17 protein-coding genes are annotated in these 17,915 nt (G+C 49.9%); 12 read left to right on the top strand and 5 right to left on the bottom strand.

The annotated features are described in order from the left end of the window. Positions 1-6: 6 nt before the first annotated feature. Positions 7-705, bottom strand: coding sequence for a CerR family C-terminal domain-containing protein (locus ACKPVM_RS09880; protein WP_409308877.1), 699 nt, complete (start codon positions 703-705; stop codon positions 7-9). A 398-nt stretch (positions 706-1,103) separates the two neighbouring features. On the opposite strand from ACKPVM_RS09880, the gene rhlE reads away from it, so the two are divergent. From rhlE to pbpG, 10 genes are all read left to right on the top strand, one after another. Further along, positions 1,104-2,516 carry an ATP-dependent RNA helicase RhlE gene (rhlE, locus tag ACKPVM_RS09885; protein WP_409308878.1) on the top strand — a complete coding sequence of 471 codons (1,413 nt, stop codon included), beginning with the start codon at positions 1,104-1,106 and terminating at the stop codon, positions 2,514-2,516. Between the two features lie 150 nt (positions 2,517-2,666). Next, on the top strand, positions 2,667-3,599 hold the full coding sequence (gene dusC / locus ACKPVM_RS09890; RefSeq protein ID WP_409308879.1) for a tRNA dihydrouridine(16) synthase DusC: 933 nt from the start codon (positions 2,667-2,669) through the stop codon (positions 3,597-3,599). Positions 3,600-3,772: 173 nt separating this feature from the next. Next, entirely contained in the window at positions 3,773-5,185 is a 1,413-nt protein-coding gene (gene mmuP / locus ACKPVM_RS09895) for an S-methylmethionine permease (protein ID WP_409308880.1), read from the top strand. Continuing rightward, positions 5,178-6,125 carry a homocysteine S-methyltransferase gene (gene mmuM, locus ACKPVM_RS09900; protein WP_409308881.1) on the top strand — a complete coding sequence of 316 codons (948 nt, stop codon included), beginning with the start codon at positions 5,178-5,180 and terminating at the stop codon, positions 6,123-6,125. Before mmuP ends, mmuM begins: the two co-directional genes overlap by 8 nt. Before the next feature lie 16 nt (positions 6,126-6,141). After that, a complete protein-coding gene (locus ACKPVM_RS09905; protein WP_409308882.1) occupies positions 6,142-6,687 on the top strand; it encodes a hypothetical protein in 546 nt (181 codons plus the stop codon). Positions 6,688-6,831: 144 nt separating this feature from the next. Next, positions 6,832-7,371, top strand: a complete 540-nt coding sequence (gene cyaB, locus ACKPVM_RS09910; protein ID WP_409308883.1) for a class IV adenylate cyclase — start codon at positions 6,832-6,834, stop codon at positions 7,369-7,371. Between the two features lie 286 nt (positions 7,372-7,657). Further along, complete coding sequence (locus ACKPVM_RS09915; RefSeq protein ID WP_409308884.1) at positions 7,658-9,067, top strand: flavocytochrome c; 1,410 nt, start codon at positions 7,658-7,660, stop codon at positions 9,065-9,067. A 265-nt stretch (positions 9,068-9,332) separates the two neighbouring features. Next, positions 9,333-9,683 carry an FMN-binding protein gene (locus tag ACKPVM_RS09920; RefSeq protein ID WP_409308885.1) on the top strand — a complete coding sequence of 117 codons (351 nt, stop codon included), beginning with the start codon at positions 9,333-9,335 and terminating at the stop codon, positions 9,681-9,683. 286 nt (positions 9,684-9,969) lie between these two features. Then, positions 9,970-10,488 (top strand): DUF6622 family protein, encoded by a 519-nt coding sequence (locus tag ACKPVM_RS09925; protein ID WP_409308886.1) that lies wholly within the window; start codon positions 9,970-9,972, stop codon positions 10,486-10,488. Positions 10,489-10,629: 141 nt separating this feature from the next. Further along, positions 10,630-11,577, top strand: a complete 948-nt coding sequence (gene pbpG, locus ACKPVM_RS09930; protein WP_409308887.1) for a D-alanyl-D-alanine endopeptidase — start codon at positions 10,630-10,632, stop codon at positions 11,575-11,577. 384 nt (positions 11,578-11,961) lie between these two features. On the opposite strand, the gene ACKPVM_RS09935 is transcribed toward pbpG, so the two are convergent. Next, positions 11,962-12,648 (bottom strand): glutathione S-transferase family protein, encoded by a 687-nt coding sequence (locus ACKPVM_RS09935; RefSeq protein ID WP_409308888.1) that lies wholly within the window; start codon positions 12,646-12,648, stop codon positions 11,962-11,964. Between the two features lie 374 nt (positions 12,649-13,022). On the opposite strand from ACKPVM_RS09935, the gene bglX reads away from it, so the two are divergent. Together bglX and idi are read left to right on the top strand one after the other, a co-directional pair. Further along, positions 13,023-15,329: a beta-glucosidase BglX gene (bglX, locus tag ACKPVM_RS09940; protein WP_409308889.1), complete on the top strand. Its 2,307-nt coding sequence runs from the start codon at positions 13,023-13,025 to the stop codon at positions 15,327-15,329. Positions 15,330-15,438: 109 nt separating this feature from the next. After that, entirely contained in the window at positions 15,439-15,978 is a 540-nt protein-coding gene (idi, locus tag ACKPVM_RS09945) for an isopentenyl-diphosphate Delta-isomerase (protein WP_409308890.1), read from the top strand. Between the two features lie 56 nt (positions 15,979-16,034). On the opposite strand, the gene ACKPVM_RS09950 is transcribed toward idi, so the two are convergent. The 3 genes from ACKPVM_RS09950 to ACKPVM_RS09960 form a co-directional block, all read right to left on the bottom strand. Next, the gene (locus ACKPVM_RS09950) at positions 16,035-16,142 is read right to left on the bottom strand and encodes a YohO family small membrane protein (protein ID WP_409308891.1); all 108 of its coding nucleotides are present in this window, start codon (positions 16,140-16,142) and stop codon (positions 16,035-16,037) included. Positions 16,143-16,227: 85 nt separating this feature from the next. Continuing rightward, complete coding sequence (locus ACKPVM_RS09955; protein WP_409308892.1) at positions 16,228-16,863, bottom strand: LysE family translocator; 636 nt, start codon at positions 16,861-16,863, stop codon at positions 16,228-16,230. 49 nt (positions 16,864-16,912) lie between these two features. Continuing rightward, entirely contained in the window at positions 16,913-17,767 is an 855-nt protein-coding gene (locus ACKPVM_RS09960; protein WP_409308893.1) for an AraC family transcriptional regulator, read from the bottom strand. Positions 17,768-17,915 lie beyond the last annotated feature (148 nt).

Consider the following 17,915-nt stretch of genomic DNA (forward strand, 5'->3'; position numbering starts at 1 on the left):
AGCGTCTTATTCCTTCCTCTGCTGAACATGACGATCCCGCAATCCGGTAAGTAAAATTTCAAGGTGTTCAATCAGAACTTGTTGGATCAGCGTCGCTTCTTCGACGCCGATATTTTGCCATCTTGCACGTAACAAAATGGTTTCCCGGGCAACGCGGAACGATAACACTTCGCCAATTAACGCATGGGTGTGAATAATGGTTTTGCGGTCGGTACTGTCCATGCCGGTATAACGAGCCACCAACTGCGTCATCAATTGATGTAACGGTTCAATCACTTGTTGGTGAATGATAGGGTAAGCATCGGTCGGGGACAGTTGTTCACGTGACATGATCCGACTGAGATTCAGTGTTTCTGAACGGGTCATTAACCGACTGAAATGCAGCAAAGCCCGGCGTAAATAATCCATGATCTGTTCAGCGGATTGCGCTTCGGTAGGCTGCTGCATAAACGCAGAGATTTCAGCTACCAATGGCCGATAGGTTTGGTGAATGTAATCCGCAATCCAGTTGGCAACCGCCAGATAGAGCCCTTCTTTCGAGCAAAAATGATAGGCGATAGCCGCGATATTTTGTCCTGCTCGATGAGCGATCACGCGAGTGGTGGCCGCTTGTAATCCATACTCTCCAAAGACATCAAGAGCGGCCTGGATGAGTTGTTGTCGGGTCTGTTCGCCACGACGCTGTGCGGTAGGGGCGTTAGTCATTATCACGATGAGAATTTAATCAATCATATGATTAAATTTAGGCTATTTGTCGTATTATGATGTGACGTAATTAACAAAATTGTGATGGCTGGAGGCGTTCGATATTTGTTATGTTTTGGCAGCAGAAGAGGATTGAAGAGAAAATCAAACGCAGCAGACGCGAAAATCAGGATAAAAATCACCCATTACAGAGAAAAATCCCTTAACGTTAAGAATCTCTGCTACAATCCTCGGCAGTTATGCACCGTAGTTGTGCCCGTTCATCGTGGTTATTGCTTATGCCGTTTTCAATTGTCTGTCGTGATTGAAATCGTGGTTCGGCAAACCCGTCTTATCGTCCCTCTGAAAACTACACCGGCTATGGTTCGGTCAGAGCGGATCTGGAGTTGTTCTCTATTATGTCATTTGATTCTCTCGGCCTGAGTGCCGACATCCTGCGTGCTGTTGAAGAACAGGGCTATCGTGAACCTACGCCTGTACAACGTCAGGCTATTCCGGTGGTGCTGGCAGGCCGTGATTTAATGGCCAGCGCCCAGACGGGCACCGGTAAAACCGCAGGCTTCACGTTGCCGCTGCTGCAATTGCTGAGTAGTCGTGCGTCGCAGGGAAAAGGCCGCCGTCCTGTTCGGGCGCTGATTTTGACACCAACCCGTGAACTGGCCGCGCAAATTGATGAAAACGTGCAGGCATACAGCAAATACCTGCGCTTACGTTCATTGGTGGTGTTTGGCGGCGTGAGTATTAATCCGCAGATGATGAAACTGCGCGGTGGCGTCGATATTCTGGTCGCCACGCCGGGGCGTTTGCTCGATCTGGAACATCAGAACGCCGTTGATCTGTCGCAGGTTGAGATTTTGGTGCTGGATGAAGCCGATCGTATGCTGGATATGGGCTTTATTCACGATATTCGTCGTGTACTGGCGAAACTGCCGGTGAAACGTCAGAACTTGTTATTCTCTGCTACGTTCTCAGATGAAATTAAAACACTGGCCAGCAAATTATTGACTAATCCGGCCTCGGTTGAAGTCGTGCGTCGTAATACGCCATCCGAATTGGTGACGCAGCATGTGCACTTTGTGGATAAGCGTCGTAAGCGCGAACTGCTGTCGCAATTGATCGGTGAAAATAACTGGCAGCAGGTGCTGGTCTTTACCCGTACTAAACACGGCGCGAATCATCTGGCTGAACTGCTGGAAAAAGACGGCATTACCGCTGCCGCGATTCATGGCAACAAAAGTCAGGGGGCGCGTACCAGAGCGCTGGCAAACTTCAAGAATGGCAGTATTCGCGTACTGGTTGCGACGGACATTGCGGCTCGTGGTCTGGATATCGACCAACTGCCGCACGTAGTGAACTATGAATTGCCAAACGTACCGGAAGACTATGTTCACCGTATTGGCCGTACGGGTCGTGCTGAAGCAACAGGTGAAGCCCTGTCGTTGGTATGTATTGATGAACATAAGCTGTTGCGTGATATCGAACGCTTGCTTAACCGTGAAATTCCCCGCATTGCGCTCCCCGGTTATGAACCGGATCCATCGATTAAGGCTGAACCGATCATCAATGGTCGTCAGGGTAATCGAGGTGGTGCTGGGCGTTCCAGTGCTCCACGTTCACAGGCGGGTGCACCGCGAGGTAGATCTGACCGTAATCAGGGACAGGGGGAACGACGTTCTGCCGATGGTCATCGCCAGCCGAACAAAACGGGCGGTAATGGTGATAGCCCATGGGGTAATAAAGGTAAGAGTAACGGCGAAGGGGCGCGTCGTGCTCCTCGACCGCAAAACCGCAATAAACCAGCGGATAAGTAAAATCGATAGGGAGCCAATGGCTCCCTTTATCAGAGAGTCAGCGTTATCTTTCCCATTGCGTTCCCCCTATAATACCCCCTAACATTGCCTGCTTTTTTTGTTGTACCAATCATGGCTGTGATTAACGATAAATGATTACCGAGTAGCGTTATGCGTGTTCTGCTTGCCCCGATGGAAGGGGTTCTCGACTCATTAGTGCGGGAACTGCTGACCGAAGTAAATGATTATGACCTGTGCATCACCGAGTTTTTACGCGTGGTGGATCAGTGCTTGCCGGTTAAGTCCTTTTATCGCCTTTGCCCGGAGTTACACCATGCCAGCCGCACGCCGTCCGGTACGCTGGTGCGTGTTCAGCTACTGGGGCAGTATCCGCAGTGGCTGGCGGAAAACGCGGTGCGGGCCGTTGAGCTAGGTTCGTATGGCGTCGATCTCAACTGCGGTTGCCCGTCGAAGCTGGTGAACGGTAGTGGTGGCGGGGCGACGTTGTTGAAAGATCCCGAGCTGATTTATCAGGGCGCGAAAGCCATGCGTGAGGCGGTGCCAGCTCATCTGCCGGTCACTGTGAAAATACGGCTGGGCTGGGATTCCGGCGAGCGTCAGTTTGAAATTGCCGATGCGGTGCAGCAGGCGGGCGCAAGCGAACTGGTCGTGCATGGTCGCACCAAAGAAGACGGTTACAAGGCGGAATGCATCAACTGGCAGGCGATAGGGGAAATCCGCCAGCGTCTGCGTATTCCGGTCATCGCCAACGGCGAAGTCTGGGACTGGCAGAGTGCTCAGGATTGCATGACGACAACGGGCTGTGATGCTATCATGCTGGGGCGTGGCGCGCTGAATGTGCCGAACCTGAGCCGCGTGATTAAGTATAACGAGCCGCGTATGCCGTGGCCGGAAGTTATGTTGCTGCTACAGAAATACGTGCGGCTAGAAAAGCAGGGCGACACTGGAATGTATCACGTCGCACGTATCAAACAGTGGTTGGGTTATTTGCGTAAAGAATACGACGACGCCACCGAATTATTCAGCGAGATCCGCACCTTGAAAACATCGGCAGACATCGCACGTGTGATTGGTGAGTCGTAAGCGCTCACCGTTTCCCCATTTTTTGCCTTCCCACTCTTCGTGTTTTCATCACGCTGTTCAGATTTAACGCACTTCATCGCTCTCCCTCCGGCCTGCGCTTTACTTTACGAATCGGTTGACGGTATAACACGCTATCTGTCTGGAAGTTTAGACGTCTATAACAAAAGGTCATCATGGAACAACACGCATCAGGCTCGGAAGGGCAGTTTAAGCGCACCATGAAAGCTCGCCATCTGGTGATGCTTTCGCTCGGTGGCGTCATCGGTACTGGCCTGTTTTTCAATACGGGATACATTATTTCCACAACGGGAGCGGCTGGCACGCTATTGGCGTATCTGATCGGCGCGTTGGTGGTGTATCTGGTGATGTTGAGTCTGGGGGAGTTGTCCGTCGCGATGCCCGAAACCGGGGCGTTCCATGTGTACGCGTCTCGCTATCTCAGCCCTGCGACGGGCTATGCTGTGGCGTGGCTATATTGGCTGACGTGGACGGTCGCGCTGGGTTCCAGCCTGACCGCTGCTGGTTTTTGCATGCAATATTGGTTCCCTCTGGTGCCGGTCTGGATCTGGTGTCTGCTGTTTTGTGTGCTGATCTACCTGTTGAATATCGTGTCGTCCCGCTTTTTCGCCGAAGGGGAATTCTGGTTCTCGATTGTGAAAGTTGTCACTATTCTGGCCTTTATCGTGCTCGGCGCGGGAGCGATGTTTGGCTTTATCCCGATGCAGGACGGCTCTCCTGCACCGTTCTTCCAGAACATTACCGCATCTGGCTGGTTTCCACACGGCGGCCTGCCGATCTTGATGACCATGGTGGCGGTAAACTTCGCGTTCTCCGGTACGGAATTGATCGGTATCGCGGCAGGAGAAACCGAGAATCCACAGAAAGTGGTGCCGATGGCGATTCGTACGACCGTTGCGCGACTGGTGATCTTCTTCCTGGGAACGGTGCTGGTGTTGGCGGCGATGATCCCGATGGAAGAGGCCGGTATCGCTAAAAGCCCGTTTGTGCTGGTGTTTGAAAAGATTGGTATTCCTTACGCTGCCGACATTTTTAATTTCGTGATTTTGACGGCAATTCTGTCCGCCGCTAACTCAGGACTGTATGCCTCGGGGCGTATGCTGTGGTCGCTGTCCAATGAAGGCACGTTGCCGCGCCGTTTTTCCCGTCTGACGCTCCGCGGCATTCCGCTCTTTGCCATTTCCGTCAGTATGCTGGGTGGGCTGCTGGCGCTGTTTTCCAGCGTTGTCGCACCGGATACCGTTTACGTGGCGCTGTCTGCGATTTCTGGCTTTGCTGTGGTGGCTGTATGGCTGAGCATCTGCGCTTCGCACTATATGTTCCGCCGTCACCATATCCGTACGGGAAAACCGCTTTCCGACCTGCAATATCGTGCGCCCTGGTTCCCAATCACGCCGATTCTTGGCTTCCTGCTGTGTTTACTGGCCTGCGTCGGACTGGCGTTTGATCCCAGCCAGCGAATTGCGTTGTGGTGTGGAATTCCGTTTGTTGTGTTGTGCTACGGCGCTTATTATTTCACGCAGTCAATGAAGAAGCGTGGATTAACGGGAGTGGAAGACATTGCGTAAAAATACGGTTACCGAACTGCTGGCGACGGCACCCACGATTGTGCTGGACGGTGCGTTGGCAACCGAACTGGAAGCGCGCGGCTGTGACTTAACGGATCCACTGTGGTCGGCGAAAGTGCTGGTTGAAAATCCGGCATTGATTTATCAAGTGCATCTCGACTATTTCAAGGCAGGAGCGCAGTGTGCGATTACGGCTAGCTATCAGGCGACGCCGCAAGGGTTTGCGGCGCGCGGCTATAGCGAAGCGGAATCGCTGGCATTGATTGCCAAGAGTGTACAGCTGGCGGCGCAGGCGCGGGATGATTATCGTCGCGACAATCCACAGGCTGGGTCGCTGCTGGTGGCAGGATCAGTCGGGCCATATGGTGCTTATCTGGCGGATGGCTCGGAGTATCGTGGTGATTATCAGCTGCCGCAGGCTGACATGATGGCGTTTCATCGGCCGCGTATGGCGGCGCTGTTGGAGGCGGGAGCGGATCTGCTGGCCTGCGAGACGTTGCCGTCTTTTGCGGAAATCGAGGCGCTGATTGCGTTACTGGCCGAGTTCCCTCAGGCGCAGGCGTGGCTCTCCTTCACGCTGCGCGACAGCGAGCATCTCAGCGACGGTACACCTCTGCGCACGGTGCTGGCGCGGGTCAACGCCTGTTCTCAGGTGGTTGCCGTGGGGATCAACTGTATTGCGCTGGAAAACGTGACGCCAGCGTTGACGCATCTGTCTTCACTGACGAATTTGCCTTTGGTGGTTTATCCCAATTCCGGCGAGCAGTATGATGCAGTAACGAAAACGTGGAGCCGCGTTCACGATGCAGCATGCTCGTTGACGGCGTATCTGCCCGAGTGGCAAGCGGCAGGGGCTCGTCTGATTGGTGGCTGCTGTCGCACCACGCCCGCTGATATTGTCGGTATCGCGCGCTGCTGCCAGCATGGACATCAGCACTAAATAAGGGGATGCTGAGATGGAAAATGATGTGAACCTGAAACAGGCGTACTCGCTTGCCAGACAGCGCGTCGCGCCGGAGATGCCGGTAACGATGCTGTGCATTGGCGAACAGCAGACGACAGTTGTCTGCGGGACGGCATCACAACCGTCGGTAACCCTGCAATTGACCATTGGTTTTGATAAAACGGCGACGTTTTTTAAACATCTACCTCCAACCCCAGACGAAATGGAGCTGGCGATCATGGCGGTAGAGGATGAAGTGACGCGGATTCGCCATGATATCCCTGCGGGTTCCGCTCTGTTTGCTTTCGATCCCGCTTTGGTGGCTATCGCACAGATATCGGGAGCCGACGAAGAAGAGGCTGGCTGGCGCTTGCCGCAGGATGATATGGAACGGACATTTAAACGTCTGGAACGCGTCATGCTGGGGAGTCCGGCTGCCTGGGAGGGTATTCCGCTTGAGAACGCCTTCTCTGCGCGGTTGCTGATTTTGCGTGAGTTTATGCATCACCACGACTTTGCTTCAGTGGTAATAATGTCCGATCTGACATCATTGTCATGATGCACTAGCGATTTCTGCCGTCTTGACTACTATTAACGGCCGATACTGACGGAAAGAGAGCGGTTATTTTCTATTCAGTGAGGGACCCATCGCGGGAAAGGACGTTTAGGGGGATTAGCAGGTAGTCCATTAAGGAGAAAGAACATGGTTGAACATTTTACAGGGAAATATGAAGTTGAACTAAAATTCCGTATCCAAGATATTATTGTTTTTCGAAATACACTTTTTAGCCTTCATCCTGAAGCCTTTGTTTTTGAAAATAAAGAGCATGATATTTATTATGATGATGCTCAGCATAGTCTACAACAGCAACATATCAGTATGTTATTACGGCGTATGGAACCATCTGGCATTAAGCTGTGGATTGTCAAAGGTCCTGGCGTTGATCGCTGCGAAGCTGTAAATGTCGAGTCGTTTGAGAAAGCCGACAGTATGCTAAATACGCTAGGTTATCAGGCGCTCTATACCATTAATAAAACGCGTAGCATTTATTTTTTAAATATTTTCCATATTACGTTGGATTATATCGAGTCATTGGGCCATTTTGTCGAAATATCGGTTATGACGGATGATGAAACGTTGTTGAAAAAATTAAGGGAGCAATGTATTGAGTGTGCGCTGAAGTTGGGGTTGTCAATGGATAATATTGAGAATCATTCTTATCGAAAATTACTGGGTTTTTAATCGATAGCGAGATTAATATACAAAACGCGAGTTTGCCAATATATGATCGAGTTAAAATTTTTATAGCATGATCGGCGTAGTATCACATATGACATTGTTTTGTTAGTGGTTACAGGATCGTCTGTATCAAATCAGTGCCAGTTCGACCTGATTCAGGAAATAACATCAATGTTTGGGATTTCATTGAAATGGACTGTTTTATCTTTATAAAAAATGCGCCATGACCATCCCCATCTCAATGACTGTCATTCCTGATTAAAAATAACAAAATATGGATTGATACAATATGAAGAAAAAAATTCTATTACTAAGCACTCTGGCATTGGCTTTTTCCTCTGTTGTTCATGGTGAAACTACGGATATTGTGATTATCGGCGCGGGTGGTGCGGGAATGTCGGCTGCGATTGAAGCGCATAATCAGGGGGCCAACGTTATTTTGCTGGAGAAAATGCCGTTTGCTGGTGGGAATACGGCTCGAGCGGAAGCCGGGTTAAATGCGGCAGGTACCGATCTGCAAAAAGCGCGGGGGATTACGGACACGCCGGAAATGTTCTATGAAGACACCATGAAGGGCGGCCGAAATATTAATAATCCTGAAGTCGTGAAGACGCTGACCGAGCATGCTAAAGATTCTGTGATTTTTCTGAAAGAGAACGGCGCAGATTTAGCCGATTTGACGCGAACGGGTGGATCTCGTGTTGACCGTACCCACCGTCCGGCTGGTGGTGTCGCAGCCGGAAGTTTTATTGCGACCGCATTGATTAAAAAAGTGAAGGCGCTGGATATTGATCTGCGCACCAATACGTCGGCAACCGATATTCTTCAAAATGAGAAAGGGCAAGTTACAGGCGTTAACGCGAAAGGAAAAGACGGTAAAACATTTACCATTGATGCCAAAAAAGTCATGATCACCAGCGGTGGTTTTGGTGCCAATTTTGATATGATCAAGCAGTATGATCCCAAGCTGGTGGGCTTTAAAACCACCAATGCGCCAGGCAGTCTGGGGGAAGGGATTAAAATGGCAACCAAGCTAAATGCCAAACTGGTGGATATGGAATATATCCAAATACATCCGTCAACGGTGCCGGGGAAAGGTATTCTGATCACCGAAGCTGTACGCGGCGATGGCGCAATCATGATTAATGAAAGCGGCAAACGCTTTGTGAATGAACTGCTTACCCGTGATGTGGTATCACAAAGTATCTTGAAGCAACCGGGTGCGCATGCTTATTTGATTTTTAATGATGAACTGGTGAAGCAGAATCAGGCAACGAAATCTTACTTTAAGCAAAAACTGGTTGCCGAGGGCGAAACACCGGATGCGCTGGCCAAAGCAATCAAGGTGGATGGTAAGCAACTGACACAAACGATCAATACCTACAGCGCTGCTGTAAAGGCGAAAAAAGACAGCGAATTCGATCGTGACAGCATGAAACTCGCGCTGGATAGCGGCAAATATTATGCTATTGAAATCACGCCGGGGATCCACCACACCATGGGGGGGATCGCTATCAATAACAAAGCACAGGTGTTGGATGTGAATGGCAAGGTTATTCCGAACCTGTTTGCTGCCGGTGAAGCTGCTGGTGGGGTGCACGGTGCTAACCGTCTAGGCGGGAATTCTCTGGCGGATATTGTAACGTATGGGCGTATTGGGGCCGCTGAAGCAGTGAAAGAAATCAAAGCGGGCCAATAACGATTTTTAGGTAAGTATGAGTACGCTGGGGCTGTCACGACGGTAGAACGGTGGGAGCCCCATGGTGTGTCTCTTTTATCTTCGTCACACTTCGAACTGCCTGAGCGCTGTTAGTGTTTGTTGATCAACTTATTGGTGGGCCTTGCTTCAAAGGATTAACGCTTCGCGTTGTGCAAAACGATAACATTTTTCCTGAAGTTTGAATGATTGCGGGTATATTCACGCAGCAACAGGGGTTGTGATTTTACTTATTTACGGGAAAGTTATGAAAAAATTGATACCAGCCATGTTGGCAGCTTTAACGCTTTCGTGCTCGTTGGCGGCATACGCTACCGATGCTGCGCAATATAAGGATGGCACCTATACTGGCAAGGGGCAGGGCAAGGAAGGTGAAATTGAGGTCAGTGTCAGTATCAGTGACGGAAAAATTGCCAATGCCGAAGTCGTAAAGCATGAAGATACTGAAGCATTGATGATGGGTGTTATTGATAACGTGGTTCCTGAGCTGATTGAAAAACAAGACATTGATAAGGTTGATTCGGTCACCGGCGCAACGATGTCAAGTCAGGGTGTCATTAGCGCCGTGAAACAAGCGCTTGAACAAGCAAAAAAATAAGGTTTATACAGAGGGTGGACTCTCGCACTGGTTTGTCTTGAACGATAGGTCTGGCAGGCCAGTGTGAGCGGTTTCGAATAATGATTTAATGAATCTTTCCTCAAACGTTTTCATTTCTGCCATTAACCAGCGAGAGCATAAAAGTTTACTCAGTCGGTGTGCGAGTTCATCTTATGAGCGGTCGCGCATTGCTGATATTTGACTGACGGTAATGCAGTGCTGACAGCGACAGATTGACCAGCAATCGTATGATAAGAAAGGGTCACTGGTTGGGAATTGTCATCTTATGGAAAGTTTGTTGGAGATCATTCGTCATACGCCATACTGGGTGTGGGGCGTCTTAGTTTATCTTTTTTACGCAGGGCTTAAAGCACGTCAGACAAGACGGCAATCACCGCTTCGTATGTTGATTATCCCCGGTGTTTTTTTGTGCTGGGGGCTGGTTACGATAATTCATTCTCCGGTGTCGTCAGGCATTGTGGCCGTCAGTTTTGTTCTGACGTTAATACTGGGTGGGGTAATTGGCTGGCAGATTGGCAAGAACGCGGGAGTTTATCTGCCAGAAGAACGGTGCTTTATGCGCAATGGTTCATCGTGGCCGCTGGTTCTGATGTTGGCGACGTTCTGTGGCCGTTTTTACTTTTCCATGCAGCAAGCCCGTTTTCCTGAATTAGCGCATAATACTTTTTTCAGTGTGCTATCCGGCGCATTTTCTGGGATCGCTGCCGGCATATTCTGGGGGATAAGTTTTCGTTTGCTAAGCCAAATACGCAGAGGGAACATTTCTCGCTCATCATCGCGTTAATATGCTGAAATGACTTCAGCGCCTGTTAAATTTTGTCACAAAGCTTTCACTGTTGTGCGAGTGCGTGGGATGTGTCGGTAAATTATAATGCGACAGCCTATCTCTTTTCATTTAACAGATTACTGTTTAAGTTGTTGAATAATGAGTAAAAAATTCAGACTTTCTGTGTTTTCTTTGATGCTGTTGTCAACCCATGCTTTGGTCATGCCTGCTGCTATAGCAAAAGCGCCTGCCAAGGCTGCAATGGTTGCTCATCAGGAGATCGCATCCGGAAGTGCCATGGTGGTGGATTTACGCGATAACCACGTTTTATATTCGACTAATCCAGATGTCATCGTACCGATTGCATCGGTAACCAAACTGATGACGGCAATGGTTGTGCTGGACGCTAATCAACCATTGGATGAAGTGATTTCCATTGATATCAGCCAGACGAAGGAAATGAAAGGCGTTTATTCTCGGGTTCGGTTGAACAGTGAAATCAATCGTCGCGATATGTTGCTGTTGGCATTGATGTCGTCGGAAAATCGGGCGGCTGCCAGCCTTGCACATCATTACCCCGGCGGCTATCAGGCATTTATTCGTGCGATGAATGCAAAAGCTCGTTCGCTGGGAATGACGCATACTCGTTATGTCGAGCCAACCGGGTTGTCGATTAACAACGTCTCAACCGCTCGCGATCTCACCAAGCTCCTGATTGCCAGTAAACAATATCCGCTACTGAGCCAACTCAGTACCACGCAGGAAAAAACGGCAACGTTCTCCCATCCGACGTATAGCCTGCCGTTCAGAAACACGAATCATCTGGTCTATAAACCAGATTGGAATATTCAGCTAACCAAAACAGGTTTTACCAATCAGGCCGGTCATTGTCTGGTCATGCTGACGGTGATCAATCAACGCCCGGTCGCGCTCGTGGTGTTGGATGCTTTTGGCAAGTACACGCATTTTGCCGATGCGAGTCGTTTACGTAACTGGCTGGAAAGCGGAAAAGTCACCGCTGTTCCGGCTGCCGCATTAAGCTATAAGAAGCAAAAAGCACTGGCGTCAAAGCAGCCGCAAAACATGGCCAGTGTGGGTACTGAGTAGTTCGGTGTGTTTCATGTCGTCCCTGCGTCCGCAGGGACTGATATACCCGTCATACTTCAAGTTGCCTGTGCGTTGGCTGCGCTCGTTACTCGGCTCATCCATGAGCCTCGCCCCGTTGGGGCCGCTGCAAGCAGCGTTCAAATCTGCTCCCGGCAGATTTGTCACCCGAATCACTTACTCAAGTAAGCTCATCGGGATTAAATGAGAGACATCCTGTCTCTCACCAGAGGCCAGCCGTTGGCTGGTCAAATTCGTTCCCGACGAATTTGTCCCTCACTTGCTGCGTTACAAGGCCATAAATGGGCCTTGCCCTAAAGGGTCAACGCAGAGCGTTGTTCAAAACGCTAACGTTTTGTCATGCAACTCGAATTATTTTGGGTATAGTTATGCTTTTGCCCGCAGATCTTCGATAATATCACCCGCATTGGCCACATCTTCTTCGTGTGACTCTTCGCGCCAGGTTTCCGCGAGCGCATCAGCCAGCCAGCGTTGCATCGCGGGTTGCGCCAGTAAATGTGAGCAATAAGCGTTAACCAATTCGGAGACCGGCAACTGATAAGTTCGAATGCGGAAAACGACAGGGGCAAAGAATGCATCTACTGCGGAGAATGTCTTTCCTGCCAGAAAGGGACCACCAAATTTCGTTAATCCTTCCTCCCACAGTACATTAATTCGCTGTATTTCAGCGTTCAGCGCTGGTGAAATCTCGCGCATGTTCACTTTTACACCGCAACTCATCGCACAATGATTACGCAGTGCGGTAAAGCCAGAATGCATTTCTGCCGATGCGCAGCGGGCCCAGGTTCGCGCCTGTTTCTCAGCAGGCCAGACTTGCGGGTATTGTTCAGCAATATATTCGGTAATCGCTAACGAATCCCAAACGGTGATATCGCCATCGATCAGGCAAGGCACCTTGGCCGTTGGTGAGAAACGTTTAAATTCAGGTTGCGTTGCGCCGGGAGTGAAAGCAACTAGCTTCTCTTCGAAGGGTATCAATAGCGTTTTTAACAATACCCACGGGCGTAATGACCAGGATGAGTAGTTTTTGTTGGCGATATAGAGTTGATACATCGTGTCTGTAGCTCCTTGTGCGAGTAGCAAATGACTGAGAAATGTTTATTGTGCGCAGCCTATACCCGTCATACTTCAAGCTGCTTGTGCGTTGGCTGCCCTTACTCACCCCAGTCACTTACCTGAGTAAGCTCCTGGGGATTCGTGCGGTTGCCGCCTTCACGCAACTCGAATTATTTTGGGTATATCGCATTATTCTTCTCGTTTTTATTAAATGAAATCTAAACAAATACATTATTATTACGTGCTGTGTATTTGAGTGCGTTGGCGTTTGCTCTGTCAGATGTTATGACACAGTTGCTGACCTATCTTCAACCTGTCTTGTGCTTCAGTGAGGTTTCCTGATGCCAGGAACGATTGGGTTTATATAACGAATGAAATGGATTACCTCACTGACGATGGCGATTGGACTTGCCTGTCACCCGGCTATTGCTCAGGAAACGCTTTCTGCGTCAGCCCATGTCACGGCTTCATCCCAGCAACGTGACGCCTTTGTGACTGATTTACTGAAAAAAATGACGCTGAACGAGAAAATTGGCCAGCTTAGGTTAATCAGCGTAGGGACGGATAACCCCAAAGACGCCATCCGTGAGATGATCAGAAATGGTCAGGTTGGAGCAATTTTTAATACGGTAACGCGGCCTGATATTCGTGTCATGCAAGATCAGGTCATGCAGCTTAGTCGGTTGAAGATCCCTCTGTTTTTTGCTTACGACGTGGTGCATGGTCAGCGAACGATTTTCCCTATCGCGCTGGGTCTGGCTTCCAGTTGGGATATGGCGGCGATAGCCAAAAGCGCTCAAGTATCCGCTTATGAAGCGACGGAAGATGGTCTGAATATGACGTGGGCACCGATGGTGGATATTACCAGAGATCCTCGTTGGGGACGTGTTTCCGAAGGCTTTGGTGAGGACACCTGGCTAACCAGTAAGATCGCTGGCGTGGTTGTTAGCGCGTTTCAGGGAGAGGATGTCACGGGTCGCCACTCATTGATGACCAGCGTGAAGCATTATGCACTTTATGGTGCAGTTGAAGGTGGACGCGATTACAACACGGTGGATATGAGCCCTCAGCGAATGTTTCAGGACTATATGCCGCCTTATAAAGCTGCGATTGATGCTGGCAGTAGTGGCGTCATGGTGGCGCTGAATTCCATCAACGGTACGCCAGCCACTTCAAACAGCTGGCTGCTGAAGGATGTGCTGCGCGAACAGTGGAATTTCAAAGGCATCACCATTACCGATCACGGTGCGATTAAAGAGCTGATTAAACATGGCGTGGCTAGCGATCCCCGAGATGCTTCGCGTTTGGCGCTGAAATCTGGCATTGGTATGAGTATGAGCGACGAATATTTTGTTCGCTATTTGCCGGATCTGGTGAAAAATGGCGCGGTGACCGAGCAGGAGATCGATGATGCCTGCCGTCAGGTCCTCAATGTGAAGTATGACATGGGGTTATTTGCCGATCCTTATCGTCACCTGGGTCCTGCGGATGCCGATCCGGTTGATACCAATGCGGAAAGCCGTCTGCATCGGTTAGAAGCGCGTGAAGTGGCGCGTAAGAGTTTGGTCTTGCTGAAGAATCGGTTGCAAACGTTGCCACTGAAAAAAGAGGGCACGATTGCTGTCGTAGGGCCATTGGCGGATAGCCAGCGCGATACGATGGGAAGCTGGTCTGCCGCTGGTGTGGCTAAACAAACGATCACCGTTTATCAGGGGATCAAAAACGCGGTGGGCAACCAGGCCACTATTCTGTATGCCAAAGGTGCTAATGTCACTAACCATCAGGGAATTATTGATTTTCTAAACCAATATGAACAGGCAGTGCAGATCGATCCTCGTTCACCTCAGGTGATGATTGATGAGGCCGTTCAGGCGGCGAAACAGGCTGATGTTGTCGTTGCTGTGGTTGGTGAAGCGGCTGGTATGGCTCATGAAGCCTCAAGCCGTTCTAATATTGATTTACCTCAAGGGCAGCGCGACCTGATCGCCGCGTTGAAAGCGACGGGTAAACCGCTGGTGTTAGTGTTGATGAACGGTCGTCCATTGGCGTTAGTACGTGAAGATCAACAGGCGGATGCCTTGTTGGAAACCTGGTTCAGCGGAACGGAAGGGGGCAACGCCATCGCTGACGTTCTGTTCGGCGATTACAACCCTTCAGGAAAATTGCCGATGTCCTTCCCGCGATCGGTAGGACAGATCCCCATTTATTACAACCACTTGCCGTCCGGTCGTCCTTATACGCCGGAGAATCCGGGAAAATACACGTCTCATTACTACGATGAGGCGAATGGCCCGCTTTATCCGTTTGGGTACGGTCTAAGTTATACGACGTTCAGCGTATCGGATGTACGTTTATCGAATCAGATCATGAAGCGCAATGGTGCGTTGACCGCCAGTGTGACGGTGAAAAATACTGGTGCTCGGGCAGGGGAAACAGTGGTGCAGATGTATTTGCATGATGTTGTTGCATCGATCAGTCGCCCAGTGAAAGAACTTCGTGGTTTCCAAAAGGTGATGTTACAGCCTGGAGAATCCCGCACGATCAGCTTCCCAATCGATCAGGATGCGCTGAAATTTTACAATGCACGTATGCAGCAGGTGGTAGAGCCCGGTCAGTTTGATGTGTTTATTGGCTTGGATTCACAGCGCGTGAAGCGTGAGCGTTTTACCCTGTTGTAATGTCTGTCTTCCCTCTATCGTCATGGCTATAATGACGTTTGTTCAGTCACACCGCCGGTTAACGTCGGCGGTGTTTTATATTGTATGCATGCGGTAATGGGAGATGACGATGCCATTGACTGAGGTGATTCTGGTTGATGAATACGATCGGCCAACGGGTGTGATGGAAAAACAGGAAGTTCACGAGAAGGGATTGTTGCATCGGGCTGTCACCGTCTATGTTTTCAATTCGAACCAACAATTGCTGCTGCAACAACGGGCTGAAGGTAAATATCATAGCGGCGGATTGTGGAGTAATACCTGCTGTAGTCACCCCGCGCCGGGAGAAGGTACACGGGACGCAGCCTATCGTCGGTTGTATCAGGAGATGGGGTTACGCTGTCAGCTTACTCCGGTATTCACGTTGACGTATCGATTGCCTTTGGATAACGGCCTAATCGAACATGAGTTGGGGCATGTTTATTTTGGTATCACGGATGAGAGGCCAGAGCCTAATCCTGAAGAAGCGGCTAATTACGAATATCTGTCGCTTGAGCAAATTAAACAACAAATGGCGGCATCGCCGGAGCGTTTCACCGATTGGTTCCGGCTGACATTTTCACGCATTCCTGCTCATTGGGCGCAGTATCAGCGTGGGCTTTCTCGCTGAAATGCGACGTTGAAAGGGCGGCGATGAGTGTAATAAGTGAACCAACGCCTTTAGCTTTAGCCGCCGTGAACAATGATAATGTAACCAACCAGCATTACGCCACCCACCCCACCGATAGCACACAGGGCGAACAGCCCGATTATCCCCAGCTTGCTTAACGTCATTAGGTTATCCTTTTGTTAACTGCTACGGATTATAGTGTCTTCCGTGAGTGAAACAAGCCGGGTGTGATTTGATCGCGAAATTGGCTTAGCGATGGAAGAGCAGTACCAGGCCGAAGAGGAGTAAAATGACACCAGCTCCGCGTTCAATCATGTTCAGATAGCGTTGTAGACGCAGTTGTATCCACGAACGTGTTATCAATGCAGCAATCAGTAAATCCCAACCTAATACGGCAAAAAACATCCAGCTACCGCTGACAATCTGTTGTTGTGTTGTCACGTTCTGACCCAAAATCGTAGTCATCAGACTGAAATAAAAGAGCATGTTTTTGGGATTGAGTAGGGAAGATCCCAATCCTAACAGGACTTGCTGGTATTTTGTCGGACAGGCTTCGACCTGTTGTATTGACCGTAATGGATGAGGTGAACGACTTTTCAATAACTGATAGCCAATCCATAACAGATAACCCGCTCCGCACAGTTCAATCAGACTAAACAGCCGTGGCGAGTGCTGAATACCTGCCCAGCCAATCGTTGCCAGTAGGATATAAACGCCATTGCCGAGGGCGATCCCCAGACAAATACCGATGCTGCCGCGTAGGTGATAACGGATGGCATAAGCGGTTAATAAGAAGAAATCAGGTCCTGGGCTGAGTAGCGCAACGAAATGTGCTAGTGCCAGTGCAGGAAAATGGGTGGGAAATAAGGTGCTAATAAACATCATGCCTGTTACCTCGAAAATAAATCGGGGTCAGTCTAGGCAAGGAGGCGCGCTATTTATTGTCAAATATTGATCGCGGATGACGGTATTGACCGGGGGTTGCGGCGGTATATTGAACAAAGATTTTGTGAAAATGACTTTGATCGCAAAACCCGCTTTGATACCCGGTATCAGCCAGCGCAGCACCCTGACGCAGCAGCATTTTGGCATGTTCCACCCGTGCATTATTCAGAAATGCCATGGGGGTCACGCCGGTTTCGCGACGAAACTGCCGTACGATGGTTTCCCGACGCAGATTTAACTCTTTGGCTAATGTCTCGAGAGAGGGGGCGGTTTGCAAATCGTTCAGCAAACGTTGGCATAGGTGGCGCGTGGTCTTTTGTGTTGATGAGAGGGGGACTGGCATGGGCAGGGCAATATCCAGCGGTCGGCAGTATTGCTGAAAAATGGGTATCACGAGGTCATGTAGCGCCTGTTCTATCGCGGTTATTTTTCCTTGGCGAAACTGAAGCATCACCTGTTGATAGCGGGAAAAAAGTGTGGGATCGCGTAGTACTACGCAATGTGAGTGCAGCGCAGTGGCGGTTTGACCATAAAGTGCCGATATGTGCTGTAAACACCAGTCCGTATCTAAATAGAGCATATGATAACTGCGCGTTTTTCCTGGCACAGGATTACAACTGTGCGGTTGATCGGGATCGATAAGGATGAGATCGCCAGCCTGTAGTCGATGTGATTGCCCGCGGTAGCAGCAGTTTGTTTCACCCTGTTCAATCGCACCGATGGAAAGTTGTGCATGCGTGTGTGTTTTGTACTCCAGCGTGCTATGCCAGGTTGAGCGGCTTTCAACATATGGCAGCAAGGGTGAAAACCAGTAGGTTTGATTGACGTGGTATACGGATGACATGATTCTCAATTTCAGGATGATGAACGCATTTACCCTAATCGCTGCAACGCAAATTGTCGAGGTGGGGATATTCTGATCATGGAATAGGGTCGTGGAATAGGGTAGTGATATCGGCTGACGTGTTTCCCTGTCTGTGGGACAATGAACG

This window comes from Pectobacterium hainanensis (assembly GCF_046237015.1).
GTDB lineage: Bacteria > Pseudomonadota > Gammaproteobacteria > Enterobacterales > Enterobacteriaceae > JBJYIN01.

Coding starts and splice junctions, on each gene's coding strand:
- ACKPVM_RS09920 (WP_409308885.1), top strand. CDS start 9,333: ATGAAAAAATTGATACCAGCCATGTTGGCAGCTTTAACGCTTTCGTGC.
- ACKPVM_RS09880 (WP_409308877.1), bottom strand. CDS start 705: ATGACTAACGCCCCTACCGCACAGCGTCGTGGCGAACAGACCCGACAA.
- pbpG (WP_409308887.1), top strand. CDS start 10,630: ATGAGTAAAAAATTCAGACTTTCTGTGTTTTCTTTGATGCTGTTGTCA.
- ACKPVM_RS09905 (WP_409308882.1), top strand. CDS start 6,142: ATGGAAAATGATGTGAACCTGAAACAGGCGTACTCGCTTGCCAGACAG.
- ACKPVM_RS09925 (WP_409308886.1), top strand. CDS start 9,970: ATGGAAAGTTTGTTGGAGATCATTCGTCATACGCCATACTGGGTGTGG.
- ACKPVM_RS09935 (WP_409308888.1), bottom strand. CDS start 12,648: ATGTATCAACTCTATATCGCCAACAAAAACTACTCATCCTGGTCATTA.
- ACKPVM_RS09955 (WP_409308892.1), bottom strand. CDS start 16,863: ATGATGTTTATTAGCACCTTATTTCCCACCCATTTTCCTGCACTGGCA.
- ACKPVM_RS09950 (WP_409308891.1), bottom strand. CDS start 16,142: ATGACGTTAAGCAAGCTGGGGATAATCGGGCTGTTCGCCCTGTGTGCT.
- idi (WP_409308890.1), top strand. CDS start 15,439: ATGCCATTGACTGAGGTGATTCTGGTTGATGAATACGATCGGCCAACG.
- bglX (WP_409308889.1), top strand. CDS start 13,023: ATGAAATGGATTACCTCACTGACGATGGCGATTGGACTTGCCTGTCAC.
- rhlE (WP_409308878.1), top strand. CDS start 1,104: ATGTCATTTGATTCTCTCGGCCTGAGTGCCGACATCCTGCGTGCTGTT.
- dusC (WP_409308879.1), top strand. CDS start 2,667: ATGCGTGTTCTGCTTGCCCCGATGGAAGGGGTTCTCGACTCATTAGTG.
- cyaB (WP_409308883.1), top strand. CDS start 6,832: ATGGTTGAACATTTTACAGGGAAATATGAAGTTGAACTAAAATTCCGT.
- ACKPVM_RS09960 (WP_409308893.1), bottom strand. CDS start 17,767: ATGTCATCCGTATACCACGTCAATCAAACCTACTGGTTTTCACCCTTG.
- ACKPVM_RS09915 (WP_409308884.1), top strand. CDS start 7,658: ATGAAGAAAAAAATTCTATTACTAAGCACTCTGGCATTGGCTTTTTCC.
- mmuP (WP_409308880.1), top strand. CDS start 3,773: ATGGAACAACACGCATCAGGCTCGGAAGGGCAGTTTAAGCGCACCATG.